At 59.7% G+C, this 17832-nt stretch carries 14 protein-coding genes and 1 tRNA gene; 14 read left to right on the top strand and 1 reads right to left on the bottom strand.

Annotated elements, in window-relative coordinates; translation table 11 throughout:
* From AC1D3C_RS29755 to rpoC, 10 genes are all read left to right on the top strand, one after another.
* On the top strand, positions 1–479 hold a 479-nt coding region (locus AC1D3C_RS29755; RefSeq protein ID WP_477485409.1), incomplete at its 5' end, for an EF-Tu C-terminal domain-related protein.
* Positions 480–1028: 549 nt separating this feature from the next.
* Positions 1029–1104, top strand: a tRNA-Trp gene (locus AC1D3C_RS29750).
* A gap of 197 nt (positions 1105–1301) precedes the next feature.
* On the top strand, positions 1302–1502 hold the full coding sequence (gene secE / locus AC1D3C_RS29745) for a preprotein translocase subunit SecE (protein WP_038542111.1): 201 nt from the start codon (positions 1302–1304) through the stop codon (positions 1500–1502).
* 15 nt (positions 1503–1517) lie between these two features.
* The gene (nusG, locus tag AC1D3C_RS29740; RefSeq protein ID WP_007770615.1) at positions 1518–2048 is read left to right on the top strand and encodes a transcription termination/antitermination protein NusG; all 531 of its coding nucleotides are present in this window, start codon (positions 1518–1520) and stop codon (positions 2046–2048) included.
* Between the two features lie 198 nt (positions 2049–2246).
* Positions 2247–2678 (top strand): 50S ribosomal protein L11, encoded by a 432-nt coding sequence (rplK, locus tag AC1D3C_RS29735; protein ID WP_037088457.1) that lies wholly within the window; start codon positions 2247–2249, stop codon positions 2676–2678.
* Between the two features lies 1 nt (position 2679).
* Complete coding sequence (rplA, locus tag AC1D3C_RS29730) at positions 2680–3375, top strand: 50S ribosomal protein L1 (protein WP_038542117.1); 696 nt, start codon at positions 2680–2682, stop codon at positions 3373–3375.
* Between the two features lie 311 nt (positions 3376–3686).
* The gene (gene rplJ / locus AC1D3C_RS29725; RefSeq protein WP_258718953.1) at positions 3687–4244 is read left to right on the top strand and encodes a 50S ribosomal protein L10; all 558 of its coding nucleotides are present in this window, start codon (positions 3687–3689) and stop codon (positions 4242–4244) included.
* Between the two features lie 60 nt (positions 4245–4304).
* A complete protein-coding gene (gene rplL / locus AC1D3C_RS29720) occupies positions 4305–4682 on the top strand; it encodes a 50S ribosomal protein L7/L12 (RefSeq protein WP_024164302.1) in 378 nt (125 codons plus the stop codon).
* A gap of 248 nt (positions 4683–4930) precedes the next feature.
* Positions 4931–9067 carry a DNA-directed RNA polymerase subunit beta gene (gene rpoB / locus AC1D3C_RS29715; RefSeq protein ID WP_038542126.1) on the top strand — a complete coding sequence of 1379 codons (4137 nt, stop codon included), beginning with the start codon at positions 4931–4933 and terminating at the stop codon, positions 9065–9067.
* Between the two features lie 186 nt (positions 9068–9253).
* Positions 9254–13462 (top strand): DNA-directed RNA polymerase subunit beta', encoded by a 4209-nt coding sequence (gene rpoC / locus AC1D3C_RS29710; RefSeq protein WP_247034007.1) that lies wholly within the window; start codon positions 9254–9256, stop codon positions 13460–13462.
* A gap of 221 nt (positions 13463–13683) precedes the next feature.
* Here the strand turns inward: rpoC and AC1D3C_RS29705 are convergent, their stop codons facing one another.
* Positions 13684–13977, bottom strand: a complete 294-nt coding sequence (locus AC1D3C_RS29705) for a hypothetical protein (RefSeq protein ID WP_038549049.1) — start codon at positions 13975–13977, stop codon at positions 13684–13686.
* 485 nt (positions 13978–14462) lie between these two features.
* On the opposite strand from AC1D3C_RS29705, the gene rpsL reads away from it, so the two are divergent.
* From rpsL to AC1D3C_RS29685, 4 genes are all read left to right on the top strand, one after another.
* A complete protein-coding gene (rpsL, locus tag AC1D3C_RS29700; protein ID WP_003547537.1) occupies positions 14463–14834 on the top strand; it encodes a 30S ribosomal protein S12 in 372 nt (123 codons plus the stop codon).
* Between the two features lie 78 nt (positions 14835–14912).
* Complete coding sequence (rpsG, locus tag AC1D3C_RS29695) at positions 14913–15383, top strand: 30S ribosomal protein S7 (RefSeq protein WP_007755828.1); 471 nt, start codon at positions 14913–14915, stop codon at positions 15381–15383.
* 33 nt (positions 15384–15416) lie between these two features.
* Positions 15417–17516: an elongation factor G gene (gene fusA, locus AC1D3C_RS29690; protein ID WP_477485408.1), complete on the top strand. Its 2100-nt coding sequence runs from the start codon at positions 15417–15419 to the stop codon at positions 17514–17516.
* Between the two features lie 68 nt (positions 17517–17584).
* Positions 17585–17832, top strand: a 248-nt coding sequence (locus tag AC1D3C_RS29685; RefSeq protein WP_477485133.1) for a GTP-binding protein, incomplete at its 3' end; no start/stop codon positions are given.

Raw genomic sequence — 17832 nt, 5'->3', positions numbered from 1 at the left:
TCGTCAAGGTTGGCGAAGAAGTCGAGATCGTCGGCATCCGCGCCACCACCAAGACGACGGTGACCGGCGTTGAAATGTTCCGCAAGCTGCTCGACCAGGGCCAGGCCGGCGACAACATCGGCGCGCTGATCCGTGGCGTCCAGCGTGACGGCGTCGAGCGTGGCCAGATCCTGTGCAAGCCGGGTTCGGTCAAGCCGCACAAGAAGTTCATGGCTGAAGCCTACATCCTGACGAAGGAAGAAGGCGGCCGTCATACGCCGTTCTTCACCAACTACCGTCCGCAGTTCTACTTCCGCACGACGGACGTGACGGGCATCGTCTCGCTGCCGGAAGGCACGGAAATGGTCATGCCGGGCGACAACGTGACCGTTGCCGTCGAGCTGATCGTTCCGATCGCGATGGAAGAAAAGCTGCGCTTCGCCATCCGCGAAGGCGGCCGCACCGTCGGCGCCGGCATCGTCGCTTCGATCATCGAGTAATCGATAGCGGCATTGGATAGATAAGGCCCTGCCGGCGACGGCGGGGCCTTTTGCATTCGGCCTGACCCTCTGGCAATTGGGAGGTTCACCCGGAGTCAGCATGTCGAAACAGGTCGTTCTCGTAACGGAAACGGCGTTCCGGCGCCCGACATATCACAGCTTGCCGAGCTCATGGGATGGCGGCCCGCCGGCCACGGACACGCGACCTGCGGCGCCACGGTGCTCAGGGGCTGGTGCGCTGCCGCCGTCGTGCTCTGTGGCCACTGTCAATCGCACGCACCCTTGAAGAGACATATTTTCTGGGGCGCATACGGAGTGGGGGGTGGGCGAGATCATCAGGCGCAGCAAGTCTCCGCTCGGTGACTGGCTGCGGAAGAGGTGCTTTCGGTGGCCCGGATGGCGGAGACATCCGAGGTTGGGCCGAAAGCTCAGGTGAACGGTTCGGATATTCAAAAATGCGCTTGCAAAGCGCAGCGCATCCCCTTAAAGGGAGCGCCTAGCCAGTTGGCGGCGAGCCGGAGTTTCCGGTTTACTTTCCGCCAAGGTTGAAGGGGTGTAGCTCAGTTGGTAGAGCGGCGGTCTCCAAAACCGCAGGTCGTCGGTTCAAGCCCGGCCGCCCCTGCCATTTTCAGATGATTGGCGCGAGATTATCCGCAGCGGAATTGTCGGGAAATGGCCGTCGTACAAAACGGCGAAATTTCATCGAACACTGTTTTCCCTCTTGTGTAAAGGGGAAGGGGTGTTTATGTAGGTCAAAACAGACACGCGGTGCGTGGGGCTGAGAGAGTTCAGCTTTACGCGCCGTAATTGCGTGGGCAATCTATGGCATCCAAAACCAATCCCGTTACGTTTCTGCGCCAAGTGCGCTCCGAGACGACGAAAATCCATTGGCCGTCTCGTCGTGAGACCATGATTTCCACGGCCATGGTTCTGGTTATGGTTGTGTTCGCTGCGCTGTTTTTCTTCGCTGCAGACCAGCTTATGGGATGGTTGCTCCGTCTCGTGCTGAACGTCAGCGTTTGATCCTGGAGAATAAAGATGGCGGCGCGTTGGTACATCGTCCACGCATATTCTAATTTTGAGAAGAAGGTGGCCGAGGACATCGAGAACAAGGCTCGCCAGAAGGGGCTTGAGCACCTGTTCGAAAAGATCCTCGTGCCGACCGAAAAGGTCGTCGAGGTGCGCCGCGGCCGTAAGGTTGATTCCGAGCGCAAGTTCTTTCCGGGTTACGTCATGGTTCGGGCCAACCTGACCGATGAAGCCTATCACCTGATCAAGAACACGCCGAAGGTTACCGGCTTCCTTGGTTCCGACAACAAGCCGGTGCCGATCCCGGACTTCGAAGCCGAGCGCATCCTCGGCCAGGTCCAGGAAGGTGTCGAGCGGCCGAAGTCCTCGATCACCTTCGAGATCGGCGAGCAGGTCCGCGTTTCCGACGGTCCTTTCGCGTCCTTCAACGGCACCGTACAGGATGTCGACGAAGAACGTTCGCGCCTCAAGGTCGAGGTCTCGATCTTCGGCCGCGCGACCCCGGTCGAGCTGGAATACGCCCAGGTCGAAAAGGTCTGATGAATTTCGAAATGGGGCCTGCTGTTTGCGCAGCGGGCCTCGTGCGGCGTTTGCCGCAAACGCGTGGGAGGAGCGGTGCCTTAGCCGGGCATTTTGTCCGAACCACGCAACCGCAGCCGCTGGTGAAAGCCGGCATGTCGGACCGGGAAACCGGTCTCTAATGAGCCGGGTAACCGGTCTCTCGAAAGGCAGAGAGTTATGGCTAAGAAAGTTATGGGCCACCTCAAGCTGCAGGTAAAGGCAGGGTCGGCCAATCCGTCCCCGCCGATCGGTCCTGCACTTGGTCAGCGCGGCATCAACATCATGGAATTCTGCAAGGCGTTCAACGCCGCCACGCAGGAAATGGAAAAGGGCATGCCGATCCCGGTCGTCATCACCTATTTCCAGGACAAGTCCTTCACCTTCGCGATGAAGCAGCCTCCGGTCAGCTATTGGCTGAAGAAGGAAGCGAAGATCACCTCGGGTTCGAAGACCCCGGGCAAGGGCGCCAAGGCTGGCACCCTGACCAAGGCTCAGATCCAGACCATCGCCCAGGCGAAGATGAAGGATCTGAACGCGGCCGATCTCGAAGGCGCAATGGCCATGATCGAGGGCTCTGCCCGCGCCATGGGCCTGGAAGTGGTGGCTTAACATGGTAAAGCTTGCAAAGCGTATTCAGAAGATCCGCGAAGGCGTCGATCCGACCAAGCTGGTGGCCCTGACGGAAGCCATTTCGATGGTCAAGGTTCGCGCCACGGCGAAGTTCGACGAAACCGTCGAAATCTCCATGAACCTCGGCGTCGATCCGCGTCACGCAGACCAGATGGTCCGCGGCGTGGTCAACCTGCCGAACGGTACCGGCCGTGACGTTCGCGTCGCCGTTTTCGCACGTGGCGCCAAGGCTGACGAAGCCAAGGCTGCCGGTGCAGACATCGTCGGCGCCGAAGATCTGGTCGAAATCGTTCAGGGCGGCAAGATCGACTTCGATCGCTGCATCGCCACCCCGGACATGATGCCGCTCGTCGGTCGTCTCGGTAAGGTTCTCGGCCCGCGCGGCATGATGCCGAACCCGAAGGTCGGAACCGTCACCATGGACGTCACGGGCGCCGTCAAGGCTTCCAAGGGCGGCGCTGTCGAGTTCCGCGTCGAGAAGGCTGGCATCATCCACGCCGGCATCGGCAAGGCTTCCTTCGAAGCCAAGGCCCTCGAAGAGAACATCAAGGCTTTCGCCGATGCGGTCATTAAGGCCAAGCCGGCTGGTGCGAAGGGTAACTACGTCAAGCGCGTAGCGATTTCCTCGACCATGGGTCCGGGCGTCAAGATCGATCCGTCGACGGTGACGATCTAAAGTTCTGTCCAGCGCCTTTGGGTTCTGGACTGCATGAATTCCCGGTCCTTCGGGGCCGGGAATTTCCCAGGGAAACCTGGGAATTCCTGTCCGAGATTGCGGGTGGTTTCGACCTTAATCACTTGATGCCTGCATGAGACGGGTAAGACCCGAGATTTTTGAGGCGCTAGCGCGCTTTACGAATTCGGTTCGAGCCTAGTGTGCCTTGTGCCTGGAGCCCCAGTGGCGACAGTGCGAGGGGACAGGATCCTCAAGCGTCGCTTGGGGTCCTAATCAAGGGATCCCTTGAGGCAAAGGCAACCCGATGGGGCCTGCAGGATTGCGGTCCCGTCAACTGGAGACAGACAGTGGAAAGAGCGGAAAAGCGCGAATTTGTCACGGAGCTGAACGAAGTCTTCAAGGCTTCTGGTTCGGTTGTCGTGGCCCACTATGCTGGTGTCACAGTAGCGCAGATGAACGATTTTCGTTCGAAGATGCGCGCTGCTGGTGGCACCGTCAAAGTCGCGAAGAACCGTCTGGCCAAGATCGCTCTTCAGGGTACGGAGTCGGAAGGGATGTCAAATCTCTTCAAGGGTCAGACGCTGATCGCATTCAGCGAAGACCCGGTAACGGCTCCGAAGGTCGTCATGGATTTCGCCAAGACCAATGACAAGATCATTGTTCTGGGCGGTTCCATGGGTGCAACCACGCTCACTGCGGATGCGGTCAAGTCGCTTGCGACCCTGCCTTCGCTGGACGAGCTTCGCGGCAAGCTGCTGGGCCTCTTGAATGCCCCGGCATCGCGTATCGCGACGGTTGTTGCAGCACCGGCAAGCCAGCTTGCCCGCGTGTTCGCGGCCTACGCCAAGAAGGACGAGGAAGCCGCTTAAGGCGGTTTTTCGCTGTTCATACCCAAATCAAGTTCGAACCGAATATAAGGAACTATCAAAATGGCTGATCTCGCAAAGATCGTTGAAGACCTCTCTGCCCTGACCGTTCTGGAAGCCGCTGAGCTTTCCAAGCTGCTCGAAGAGAAGTGGGGCGTATCTGCAGCTGCTCCGGTAGCTGTCGCTGCTGCTGGCGGTGGCGCTGCTGCTGCTGTCGTTGAAGAAGAAAAGACCGAGTTCGACGTCATCCTCGCTGATGCCGGCGCCAACAAGATCAACGTCATCAAGGAAGTCCGCGCCATCACCGGCCTGGGCCTCAAGGAAGCCAAGGATCTCGTTGAAGCCGCTCCGAAGGCTGTCAAGGAAGGCGTCAACAAGGCTGAAGCCGCTGACCTCAAGAAGAAGCTTGAGGACGCCGGCGCCAAGGTCGACGTTAAGTAATATCGGAATGCGGCGGGAGGGGTCTCCTCTCCCGCCGGTTTCCTCCGAACATATTACCCAGGAACCGTCAAAACGATTCCTGGGTAATGGGTTCTCAAGAGGATGGTCCCGAATCGAACAGAAAAGGCAATCCGGCCTGGCGTGTTCGAGAGGTGGGACGAGATTGGGAATACCCATTGATCGACGGGATCGACTGGCCAGCGAACCCCGTCCGTTGCAGGCCCGGATGCAAGTTTGAAGGAGCGACGATGGCTCAGACCCTTTCCTTTAATGGTCGCAGGCGCGTACGCAAGTTTTTTGGAAAAATCCCCGAAGTCACTGAGATGCCGAACCTCATCGAGGTTCAGAAAGCATCCTATGACCAGTTCCTGATGGTCGATGAACCGAAGGGCGGTCGTCCGGACGAAGGTCTGAACGCCGTCTTCCGGTCGGTCTTCCCGATCACCGATTTTTCCGGCGCCTCCATGCTCGAATTCGTATCCTACGAATTCGAACTGCCGAAGTTCGACGTGGAAGAATGCCGTCAGCGCGATCTGACCTATGCAGCGCCGCTGAAGGTGACGCTGCGTCTCATCGTGTTCGATATCGACGAGGATACGGGCGCAAAGTCGATCAAGGACATCAAGGAGCAGTCGGTCTACATGGGCGACATGCCGCTCATGACCGATAACGGTACGTTCATCGTGAACGGCACCGAGCGCGTGATCGTGTCCCAGATGCACCGTTCGCCGGGCGTCTTCTTCGACCACGACAAGGGCAAGAGCCATTCTTCCGGCAAGCTGCTCTTCGCTGCCCGCGTCATCCCGTATCGCGGTTCCTGGCTCGACATCGAATTCGACGCCAAGGATATCGTCTACGCCCGCATCGACCGCCGCCGTAAGATCCCCGTGACCTCGCTGCTGATGGCGCTTGGCATGGACGGTGAAGAAATCCTGTCGACCTTCTATACGAAGTCGTCCTATCAGCGCGACGGCGATGGCTGGCGGATTCCGTTCCAGCCGGAAACCCTGAAGGGTGCCAAGACCCTTTCCGACATGATCGACGCCGATACCGGCGAAGTGGTTGTCGAATCCGGCAAGAAGCTCACGCCGCGCCTTCTCCGTCAGCTGACGGACAAGGGCCTGAAGGCGTTGAAGGCAACCAATGACGACATCTACGGCAACTATCTTGCCGAAGACATCGTCAACGCGGCAACCGGCGAGATCTACCTCGAAGCCGGCGACGAGATCGACGAAAAGACCCTGCCGGTTATCCTCAATGCAGGTTTCGACGAAGTTCCGGTTCTCGGCATCGACCATATCAATGTCGGCGCCTACATCCGCAACACGCTGTCGGCCGACAAGAACGAGAACCGTCAGGACGCTCTGTTCGACATCTACCGCGTCATGCGTCCGGGTGAACCGCCGACCATGGAATCGGCCGAAGCCATGTTCAACTCGCTGTTCTTCGATTCGGAGCGTTACGACCTCTCCGCCGTCGGCCGCGTCAAGATGAACATGCGCCTCGACCTCGAAGTCGCCGACACCGTCCGTACGCTGCGCAAGGACGACATCCTGGCCGTAGTCCGGATGCTGGTCGAACTGCGCGACGGCAAGGGCGAGATCGACGACATCGACAACCTTGGCAACCGCCGCGTCCGTTCCGTCGGCGAACTGATGGAAAATCAGTATCGCCTCGGCCTGCTCCGCATGGAGCGCGCTATCAAGGAACGCATGTCGTCGATCGAGATCGATACCGTCATGCCGCAGGACCTGATCAACGCGAAGCCGGCAGCCGCCGCGGTTCGTGAATTCTTCGGTTCCTCGCAGCTGTCGCAGTTCATGGACCAGGTGAACCCGCTTTCGGAAATCACCCACAAGCGCCGTCTTTCGGCACTTGGCCCGGGTGGTCTGACCCGCGAGCGCGCCGGCTTCGAAGTCCGCGACGTTCACCCGACCCATTACGGCCGTATTTGCCCGATCGAAACGCCGGAAGGCCCGAACATCGGTCTGATCAACTCGCTTGCAACTTTTGCCCGCGTCAACAAGTACGGCTTCATCGAAAGCCCGTATCGCAAGATCATCGACGGTGTGGTGACGAAGGAAGTGCTTTACCTCTCCGCTATGGAAGAGGCGAAGTATTACGTCGCACAGGCGAACGCCGAACTGGATAAGAACGGCTCTTTCGTGGAAGAGTTCGTCGTCTGCCGTCATGCCGGCGAAGTCATGCTGTCCCCGCGCGACACCATCAACCTGATGGACGTCTCGCCGAAGCAGCTCGTTTCGGTCGCGGCAGCTCTGATCCCGTTCCTGGAAAACGACGACGCCAACCGCGCTCTGATGGGCTCGAACATGCAGCGTCAGGCCGTGCCGCTGGTACGTGCTGAAGCTCCGTTCGTCGGCACCGGCATGGAACCGGTCGTCGCTCGCGACTCCGGCGCAGCCATCGCTGCCCGCCGTGGCGGCGTGGTCGACCAGGTCGACGCGACGCGTATCGTTATCCGCGCCACCGAAGACCTCGATCCGTCGAAGTCGGGCGTCGATATCTATCGTCTGCAGAAGTTCCAGCGTTCGAACCAGAACACCTGCGTCAACCAGCGTCCGCTGGTCGCCGTCGGCGACATCCTGAACAAGGGCGACATCATTGCCGACGGTCCGTCGACGGACCTTGGTGACTTGGCGCTCGGCCGCAACGCGCTTGTCGCGTTCATGCCCTGGAACGGCTACAACTACGAAGACTCGATCCTGCTCTCCGAGCGCATCGTGTCGGACGACGTGTTCACCTCCATTCACATCGAAGAATTCGAAGTGATGGCGCGTGACACCAAGCTTGGTCCGGAAGAAATCACCCGCGACATTCCGAACGTTTCGGAAGAAGCGCTGAAGAACCTCGACGAAGCCGGCATCGTCTACATCGGCGCCGAAGTCCAGCCGGGCGACATCCTCGTCGGCAAGATCACTCCGAAGGGCGAAAGCCCGATGACGCCGGAAGAAAAGCTTCTGCGCGCCATCTTCGGTGAAAAGGCCTCCGACGTTCGCGACACCTCCATGCGCATGCCCCCGGGCACGTTCGGCACGGTCGTCGAAGTCCGCGTCTTCAACCGTCACGGTGTGGAGAAGGACGAACGCGCCATGGCGATCGAGCGGGAGGAAATCGAACGCCTCGCCAAGGACCGCGACGACGAACAGGCAATTCTCGACCGCAACGTCTATGGCCGTCTGACGGACATGCTGCGCGGCCAGATGTCGGTTGCCGGTCCGAAGGGCTTCAAGAAGGGCATCGAGCTCACCAACGCCGTCATCTCCGAATATCCCCGCTCGCAGTGGTGGATGTTCGCAGTCGAGGACGAAAAGGTGCAGGGCGAAGTCGAAGCGCTCCGCGGCCAGTACGACGAATCCAAGTCGCGCCTTGAACAGCGCTTCATGGACAAGGTCGAAAAGGTCCAGCGCGGCGACGAAATGCCTCCGGGCGTCATGAAGATGGTCAAGGTCTTCGTCGCTGTGAAGCGCAAGATCCAGCCGGGCGACAAGATGGCTGGCCGTCACGGCAACAAGGGCGTCGTGTCGCGCATCGTACCGGTCGAGGACATGCCGTTCCTCGAGGACGGCACGCATGTCGACATCGTTCTGAACCCGCTCGGCGTGCCTTCGCGCATGAACGTCGGTCAGATCCTCGAGACGCACCTGGCCTGGGCTTGCGCCGGCATGGGCAAGCGTATCGGTGCGATGCTTGAAGAGTACCGCAAGTCGAACGATATCACCGACTTGAAGAAAGAGCTGACGGAAGCCTATCAGAGTGAGGCAAACGCTGAAGTTGCCAGCTTCGACGACGACTCTCTCGTTCGTCTGGCCGAGCAGTCCAAGCGTGGTCTGTCGATCGCAACGCCGGTCTTCGACGGTGCGCATGAGCCGGACGTCGCAGCGATGCTGACCAAGGCGGGCCTCGATCCGTCCGGTCAGTCGGTCCTCTATGACGGCCGTACCGGTGAGCAGTTCGACCGCAAGGTGACTGTCGGCTACATGTACATGATCAAGCTGAACCACCTCGTGGACGACAAGATCCACGCGCGTTCGATCGGTCCGTACTCGCTGGTCACCCAGCAGCCGCTCGGTGGCAAGGCGCAGTTCGGCGGCCAGCGCTTCGGCGAAATGGAAGTCTGGGCGCTCGAAGCCTATGGCGCCGCCTACACGCTGCAGGAAATGCTGACCGTGAAGTCGGACGACGTGGCCGGCCGTACCAAGGTCTACGAAGCGATCGTTCGCGGCGACGACACGTTCGAGGCAGGCATTCCGGAGAGCTTCAACGTTCTCGTCAAGGAAATGCGCTCTCTCGGCCTGTCCGTCGAGCTCGAGAACTCGAAGATCGACGAGGCGAATGCCGGTCAGTTGCCCGACGCAGCCGAATAAAACGACAAGCCGGCGCGCGCCAGGAATGGGCGCGCGCCACTCCCACCTCCGGTATCCGCCGGAAGGACAGGGGATTTTTGCCGCATTTCGCGGCTAATACTGTTTTAGAGCATCGGGCGGTCCCTCCCGGGAATTCGGACCGTTTCGATCGCCAGCCGAGGGCTTCCGCCCCTAAAGGAGATAGGCATGAACCAAGAGGTCATGAATCTTTTCAATCCGCAGGTGCCTGCACAGCACTTCGATTCGATCCGTATCTCGATCGCGTCTCCGGAGAAGATTCTCTCCTGGTCCTACGGCGAGATCAAAAAGCCGGAGACCATCAACTACCGTACCTTCAAGCCGGAACGCGACGGCCTTTTCTGCGCGCGCATCTTCGGGCCGATCAAGGACTATGAGTGCCTGTGCGGCAAGTACAAGCGCATGAAGTACAAGGGCATCATCTGCGAAAAGTGCGGCGTCGAAGTCACGCTGTCGCGCGTTCGCCGTGAGCGCATGGGCCATATCGAGCTCGCCGCTCCCGTCGCCCATATCTGGTTCCTGAAGTCGCTTCCGTCGCGCATCTCGACCCTTCTCGACATGACGCTGAAGGATGTCGAGCGCGTTCTCTATTTTGAGAACTACATCGTCACTGAGCCGGGCCTCACCTCGCTCAAGGAAAACCAGCTTCTTTCCGAAGAAGAATACATGATCGCCGTCGACGAGTTCGGCGAAGATCAGTTCACGGCGATGATCGGCGCCGAGGCCATCTACGAGATGCTGGCCTCGATGAATCTCGAAAAGATCGCTGGCGACCTGCGTTCGGAACTTGCCGACACCACGTCGGACCTGAAGCAGAAGAAGCTGATGAAGCGCCTGAAGATCGTCGAGAACTTCATGGAATCGGGCAACCGTCCGGAATGGATGATCATGAAGGTCGTCCCGGTCATCCCGCCGGACCTGCGCCCGCTGGTTCCGCTCGATGGCGGCCGCTTTGCGACCTCGGACCTCAATGATCTCTATCGTCGCGTCATCAACCGTAACAACCGTCTGAAGCGCCTGATCGAACTGCGCGCTCCGGGCATCATCATCCGCAACGAAAAGCGCATGCTGCAGGAATCTGTGGACGCGCTGTTCGACAACGGCCGTCGTGGCCGCGTCATCACCGGCGCCAACAAGCGTCCGCTGAAGTCGCTGTCCGATATGCTCAAGGGCAAGCAGGGCCGCTTCCGCCAGAACCTTCTCGGCAAGCGCGTCGACTATTCCGGCCGTTCTGTCATCGTGACCGGTCCGGAACTGAAGCTGCACCAGTGCGGCCTGCCGAAGAAGATGGCGCTCGAACTGTTCAAGCCGTTCATCTACGCCCGCCTCGACGCCAAGGGTTACTCCTCGACCGTCAAGCAGGCCAAGAAGCTGGTTGAAAAGGAAAAGCCGGAAGTCTGGGATATCCTCGACGAGGTTATCCGCGAGCATCCGGTTCTCCTGAACCGCGCACCGACGCTGCACCGCCTGGGCATCCAGGCCTTCGAACCGATCCTGGTCGAAGGCAAGGCGATCCAGCTGCATCCGCTCGTCTGCACGGCCTTCAACGCCGACTTCGACGGTGACCAGATGGCCGTTCACGTGCCGCTGTCGCTCGAAGCCCAGCTCGAAGCCCGCGTGCTGATGATGTCGACGAACAACATCCTGCACCCTGCAAACGGCGCACCGATCATCGTTCCGTCGCAGGACATGGTTCTCGGCCTCTACTATCTGGCGATCATGAACCAGAACGAGCCGGGCGAAGGCATGGCCTTCTCCGACATGGGCGAACTGCACCACGCTCTGGAAAACAAGGTCGTTACCCTGCATGCCAAGATCCGCGGTCGCTTCAAGACCCTGGATGCCGACGGCAAGCTGGTCTCGAAGATCTATGAGACGACCCCTGGCCGCATGATCATCGGCGAACTTCTGCCGAAGAACGTCAACGTGCCGTTCGAAACCTGCAACCAGGAAATGACCAAGAAGAACATCTCCAAGATGATCGACACGGTCTACCGTCACTGCGGCCAGAAGGACACGGTGATCTTCTGCGACCGCATCATGCAGCTCGGCTTCACGCACGCCTGCAAGGCCGGCATTTCGTTCGGCAAGGATGACATGATCATCCCGGAAACCAAGGCGAAGATCGTTGGTGATACCGAGACCCTGGTGAAGGAATACGAGCAGCAGTACAACGACGGCCTGATCACTCAGGGCGAAAAGTACAACAAGGTCGTCGACGCCTGGGGCAAGGCTACCGAGAAGGTTGCGGAAGACATGATGGCCCGCATTAAGGCCGTCGAGTTCGATCCGGAAACCGGTCGCCAAAAGCAGATGAACGCCATCTACATGATGTCCCACTCGGGTGCCCGTGGTTCTCCGAACCAGATGCGCCAGCTGGGCGGCATGCGTGGCCTGATGGCCAAGCCGTCGGGTGAGATCATCGAAACGCCGATCATCTCGAACTTCAAGGAAGGCCTGACCGTTAACGAGTACTTCAACTCGACCCACGGTGCCCGTAAGGGTCTCGCAGACACCGCCTTGAAGACCGCGAACTCCGGTTACCTGACCCGTCGTCTCGTCGACGTGGCGCAGGACTGCATCGTCAATCTGGTCGATTGCGGCACCGAGAGCGGCCTCACCATGACGGCGATCGTTGACGCCGGTCAGGTCGTGGCTTCCATCGGCGCTCGTGTTCTTGGCCGTACCGCACTCGACGACATCGATCATCCGGTCACGGGTGCCCGCATCGTCGATGCCGGCAAGATGATCCTCGAGCCGGATGTCATCGAGATCGAAAAGGCTGGTATCCAGTCGATCCGCATCCGTTCTGCACTGACCTGCGAAGTTCAGACGGGCGTCTGCTCGGTCTGCTACGGCCGAGATCTGGCCCGTGGTACTCCGGTCAACATGGGCGAAGCCGTCGGCGTCATCGCGGCTCAGTCGATCGGCGAGCCGGGAACCCAGCTCACCATGCGTACCTTCCACTTGGGTGGTACGGCAAACGTGGTCGACCAGTCGTTCCTGGAAGCGTCGTACGAAGGCACGATCCAGATCAAGAACCGCAACATGCTGCGGAACTCCGAAGGCGTTCTCGTCGCGATGGGCCGCAACATGGCGGTCACCATCCTTGACGAGCGCGGCGTCGAGCGTTCCTCGCAGCGCGTCGCCTACGGTTCGAAGCTGTTCGTGGATGATGGCGACAAGGTTCGTCGCGGTCAGCGTCTGGCAGAGTGGGACCCCTACACACGCCCGATGATGACGGAAGTGGAAGGTACGGTTCAGTTCGAAGACGTGGTCGACTCGATCTCGGTTTCGGAATCGACCGACGAATCCACCGGCATCACCAAGCGTCAGGTCATCGACTGGCGTTCGACGCCACGCGGCATCGACCTGAAGCCGGCGATCGTCATCAAGGACGCTTCGGGCACAATCATGAAACTGGCCCGCGGTGGCGAAGCCCGCTTCAACCTGTCGGTCGACGCCATCCTGTCGGTCGAGCCGGGTCAGAAGGTCAGCCAGGGCGACGTTCTCGCCCGCGTTCCGCTGGAAAGCGCCAAGACCAAGGACATCACCGGTGGTCTGCCGCGTGTTGCCGAGCTCTTCGAAGCCCGTCGTCCGAAGGATCACGCCATCATCGCTGAGATCGATGGTACGATCCGCCTCGGCCGCGACTACAAGAACAAGCGTCGCGTCATGATCGAGCCAGCGGAAGACGGTGTCGAGCCGGTCGAATATCTGATTCCGAAGGGCAAGCCCTTCCATCTTCAGGAAGGCGACTACATCGAAAAGGGCGACTACATCCTCGACGGCAACCCGGCGCCGCACGACATCCTGGCGATCAAGGGCGTGGAAGCACTTGCTTCCTACCTCGTCAACGAAATCCAGGAAGTCTATCGTCTGCAGGGCGTTGTCATCAACGACAAGCACATCGAGGTGATTGTTCGTCAGATGCTGCAGAAGGTCGAGATCACCGATGCCGGCGACAGCCAGTACATCGTCGGTGACAATGTCGACCGGATCGAACTGGACGAAGTCAACGAGCGTCTCGCCGAAGAAGGCAAGAAGCCCGCTTACGGCGAACCGGTTCTGCTCGGCATCACCAAGGCGTCGCTGCAGACCCCGTCCTTCATCTCGGCCGCTTCCTTCCAGGAAACGACCAAGGTGCTGACGGAAGCTGCGATCGCCGGCAAGACCGACACGCTGCAGGGCCTCAAGGAAAACGTCATCGTCGGCCGTCTCATCCCGGCCGGTACGGGCGGCACCATGACCCAGATCCGCCGTATCGCCACATCGCGCGACGAACTCATCCTGGAAGAACGCAAGAAGGGTTCGGGCGCTTCGTCCGCCACCCCGATGCTTCAGGATCTGAACACCGAGAACACGCCCGCGGAGTGATCGGTAACGGCCAATTGGAAATCAAAAACCGCCCGGAGCGATCCGGGCGGTTTTTTCGTTTCGGGCCAAGGACAGGGCATCAAAAAAGCCGCCGGAACTGTCCGGCGGCTTGGTGCATGCTCTGGCGAAACGTGGACGTGTCGCCACTGGTGAGGGTAAGGAGAGACAACGTCCGCCAGTCGGAGGAGGCGAGGGCAGCCAGGCCTCTTTGGAGATCGGGGCTACTCGAACCGGATGATCGCCACTTCGCCTTCGAGGGCGCCCTGGTAGGCGGAGGCATGCGGCTCCTCGGTCGGTTCGTCGGTCAGGATGCCGATCTGGTCGAGGTCGGCCTCGATGAAGCCTTCTTCGGAGAGCGCGTTGAGCGCTTCGCGGACGGCGGAATCGTCGTCCGGCGCGCGCAGCATGATATGCAGTTCGATGCCCTCGGCGCCCTTCTTTTCGTAGCCCTTGCCGATGATGATGAAGACCATCGGCCCGTCGAGGTTGTTGTCATTGTCGGGTGTGGCGATCATGGTCATCTCCGCAAGCGAATCCCTGGTATCGTCCGAAGACGAGGCGGAACGGAAGGTTCCCGCACTCTTTAGTGCGATCGGCGATGATTCCCAAACATTATCCGCGAGGGCATGTCATATTTCACGAAACTTGTCTCGAAACCCTCCATTTGGCCCCGAAACCAAGGGTTTGGGGCAATAATTTAGGATTCGGTCTTGACGGACAGGGGGGAAAACAGTAAACGCCCCGCATCGGAAGCGATGTGAGGCTTGCCCGTTCGGAACGACTCGTTCCGGAGTACGCCTCAGACACGGTTCCATACGCACGTTGAAGACACGAATGCTGCACGCACGACGCATGAGGAATGCGTCCTCTGCTTTCTGTGGTCCATCCGCGAAAAGCGGATCGGGCCACGTTTTGCGCATGAGGAAATGTGTGTGCCGCCGCCGGAAACGGCATCAGATCGGCCCGAAAGGGTACTGAGAAAAACGTAAGGGATGGTTGAATGCCTACCGTAAACCAGCTGATCCGCAAGCCTCGCCAGGCGAACGTAAAGCGTAACAAGGTTCCTGCTCTGCAGGAAAACCCCCAGAAGCGCGGCGTTTGCACCCGCGTTTACACGACGACCCCGAAGAAGCCGAACTCGGCTCTGCGTAAGGTTGCCAAGATTCGCCTGACCAACGGCTTCGAAGTCATCGGCTACATCCCGGGTGAAGGCCACAACCTGCAGGAACACTCCGTCGTGATGATCCGCGGCGGCCGCGTCAAGGACTTGCCGGGCGTTCGCTACCACATCATCCGCGGCGTTCTCGACACCCAGGGCGTCAAGAACCGCAAGCAGCGCCGTTCCAAGTACGGCGCGAAGCGTCCGAAGTAATTCGGAATTCTGATTATCCGGCGCTGCGCGAGGTTCTCCGCGTGGTAAAGCGCCCGTAACAATTGAGAGACGAGAAGTATGTCCCGACGCCATAGTGCAGAGAAGCGTGAGATCAATCCGGACCCGAAGTTCGGCGATCTGGTCGTCACGAAGTTCATGAATGCGATCATGCTCCACGGCAAGAAGTCCGTAGCTGAAAACATCGTTTACGGCGCGTTCGACGTCGTGCAGGGCAAGGCCAAGGCCGACCCGCTGGGTATCTTCCATTCGGCGCTCGACAATGTCGCGCCGCATGTCGAAGTTCGTTCGCGCCGCGTTGGTGGTGCGACCTACCAGGTTCCGGTCGACGTTCGTCCCGAGCGCCGTCAGGCTCTCGCGATCCGTTGGGTGATCGCTGCTGCCCGCAAGCGCAACGAAACGACGATGGTCGATCGCCTTTCCGGTGAACTCATGGATGCCGCAAACAATCGTGGCAGCGCCGTCAAGAAGCGTGAAGACACGCACAAGATGGCCGACGCCAACCGCGCATTCTCGCATTACCGTTGGTAATCTTCACTCGATCGAATTTCGAAAGGCAGTCCTATGGCTCGCGAATATAAAATCGAAGACTACCGCAATTTCGGTATCATGGCGCATATCGACGCCGGCAAGACCACGACCACCGAGCGTATCCTTTATTACACCGGCAAGTCGCACAAGATCGGTGAAGTTCACGACGGCGCAGCCACGATGGACTGGATGGAGCAGGAGCAGGAGCGTGGCATCACGATCACCTCTGCTGCGACCACGACCTTCTGGAAGGGCCGTGACGGCAAGATGCGCCGCTTCAACATCATCGACACCCCCGGCCACGTCGACTTCACCATCGAAGTCGAACGTTCGCTGCGCGTGCTCGACGGTGCTGTCGCTCTCCTCGACGCCAATGCCGGCGTTGAACCGCAGACGGAGACCGTCTGGCGTCAGGCCGACAAGTACAAGGTTCCGCGCCTGATCTTCTGCAACAAGATGGACAAGACCGGCGCCGATTTCTATCGCTCGGTCGAGATGATCAAGACGCGCCTCGGCGCGACTGCGGTTGTCTGCCAGTTGCCGATCGGTGCTGAAACCGAATTCAAGGGCATCGTCGACCTGATCGAGATGAACGCTCTCGTCTGGCGCGACGAGTCGCTCGGCGCCCAGTGGGACGTCGTCGAAATCCCGGAAGACCTGAAGGCTCGCGCCGAAGAATTCCGCGAAAAGATGATCGAGACGGTTGTCGACATCGACGAAGAAGCCATGGAAAACTATCTGAACGGCGTCATGCCGGACAACGATAAGATCCGTGCGCTCATCCGTCGCGGCACGATCGACGTCAAGTTCTTCCCGATGTTCTGCGGCTCTGCCTTCAAGAACAAGGGCGTTCAGCCTCTCCTCGACGCCGTCGTCGAATTCCTGCCGTCGCCGGCAGACATTCCGGCCATCAAGGGCATCGACGTCAAGACCGAAGCCGAAATCGACCGTCATCCCGATGATACCGAGCCGCTTTCGATGCTGGCGTTCAAGATCATGAACGACCCCTTCGTCGGTTCGCTGACCTTCTGCCGTATCTATTCGGGCAAGCTCGAAAAGGGCGCTGCTCTGTTGAACACGGTCAAGGAAAAGCGCGAGCGCGTCGGCCGCATGCTGCAGATGCACTCGAACTCCCGTGAAGACATCGAAGAAGCCTTCGCCGGCGACATCGTCGCTCTCGCAGGCCTCAAGGAAACCACCACGGGCGACACGCTCTGCGATCCGCTGAAGCCGGTCATCCTCGAGCGCATGGAATTCCCCGAGCCGGTCATCCAGATCGCCATCGAGCCGAAGTCCAAGGGCGACCAGGAAAAGATGGGCCTCGCGCTCAACCGCCTAGCTGCCGAGGACCCGTCCTTCCGCGTCAAGACCGACGAAGAGTCCGGCCAGACGATCATCGCCGGCATGGGCGAACTTCACCTCGACATCCTCGTCGACCGCATGCGTCGCGAGTTCAAGGTCGAAGCCACCGTTGGTGCTCCGCAGGTTGCTTACCGCGAAACCATCACTCGCAAGCACGAAGAAGATTACACGCACAAGAAGCAGTCCGGTGGTACCGGCCAGTTCGCGCGCGTCAAGATCGTTTTCGAACCGAACCCGGACGGCGACGACTTCAAGTTCGAGTCCAAGATCGTCGGCGGTTCTGTTCCGAAGGAATACATCCCGGGCGTCCAGAAGGGCATCGAAAGCGTTCTGTCTTCCGGTCCGCTGGCTGGCTTCCCGATGCTGGGCGTCAAGGCGACGCTCATCGATGGTGCCTACCATGACGTCGACTCCTCGGTTCTGGCATTCGAAATCGCGTCTCGCGCCTGCTTCCGTGAAGCAGCCAAGAAGGCCGGTGCTCAGCTCCTCGAGCCGATGATGAAGGTCGAAGTTGTCACTCCGGAAGATTACGTCGGTGACGTTATCGGCGACCTGAACTCCCGTCGTGGCCAGATCCAGGGCCAGGAATCGCGCGGCATCGCCGTCGTGATCAACGCCCATGTGCCGCTCGCGAACATGTTCAAGTACGTCGACAACCTGCGCTCCATGTCTCAGGGCCGCGCGCAGTATTCGATGACCTTCGATCACTACGCACCGGTTCCGACCAACGTCGCAAACGAAATCCAGGCCAAGTACTCCGGTCAGAAGTGACCGGGGTAACCCCGCCCAATCAAATTAGAGAATAACCCCTGACGGGGATAAGAACGGAGAAGCCGGAAATGGCAAAGAGCAAGTTTGAGCGCAACAAGCCGCACGTCAACATTGGCACGATCGGTCACGTTGACCATGGCAAGACGTCGCTGACGGCCGCGATCACGAAGTACTTCGGCGAGTACAAGGCCTATGACCAGATCGACGCGGCTCCTGAAGAAAAGGCACGCGGCATCACCATTTCGACGGCGCACGTCGAATATGAGACGCCGGCCCGCCACTATGCGCACGTCGACTGCCCCGGCCACGCCGACTA

Source organism: Neorhizobium sp. P1_A6 (genome assembly GCF_056406795.1).
Note: the sequence above shows the minus strand (reverse complement) of the source record. Positions and strands in the feature narration are given on the sequence as shown.

Coding starts and splice junctions, on each gene's coding strand:
- secE (WP_038542111.1), top strand. CDS start 1,302: ATGGCATCCAAAACCAATCCCGTTACGTTTCTGCGCCAAGTGCGCTCC.
- nusG (WP_007770615.1), top strand. CDS start 1,518: ATGGCGGCGCGTTGGTACATCGTCCACGCATATTCTAATTTTGAGAAG.
- rplK (WP_037088457.1), top strand. CDS start 2,247: ATGGCTAAGAAAGTTATGGGCCACCTCAAGCTGCAGGTAAAGGCAGGG.
- rplA (WP_038542117.1), top strand. CDS start 2,680: ATGGTAAAGCTTGCAAAGCGTATTCAGAAGATCCGCGAAGGCGTCGAT.
- rplL (WP_024164302.1), top strand. CDS start 4,305: ATGGCTGATCTCGCAAAGATCGTTGAAGACCTCTCTGCCCTGACCGTT.
- rpoB (WP_038542126.1), top strand. CDS start 4,931: ATGGCTCAGACCCTTTCCTTTAATGGTCGCAGGCGCGTACGCAAGTTT.
- rpoC (WP_247034007.1), top strand. CDS start 9,254: ATGAACCAAGAGGTCATGAATCTTTTCAATCCGCAGGTGCCTGCACAG.
- AC1D3C_RS29705 (WP_038549049.1), bottom strand. CDS start 13,977: ATGATCGCCACACCCGACAATGACAACAACCTCGACGGGCCGATGGTC.
- rpsL (WP_003547537.1), top strand. CDS start 14,463: ATGCCTACCGTAAACCAGCTGATCCGCAAGCCTCGCCAGGCGAACGTA.
- rpsG (WP_007755828.1), top strand. CDS start 14,913: ATGTCCCGACGCCATAGTGCAGAGAAGCGTGAGATCAATCCGGACCCG.
- fusA (WP_477485408.1), top strand. CDS start 15,417: ATGGCTCGCGAATATAAAATCGAAGACTACCGCAATTTCGGTATCATG.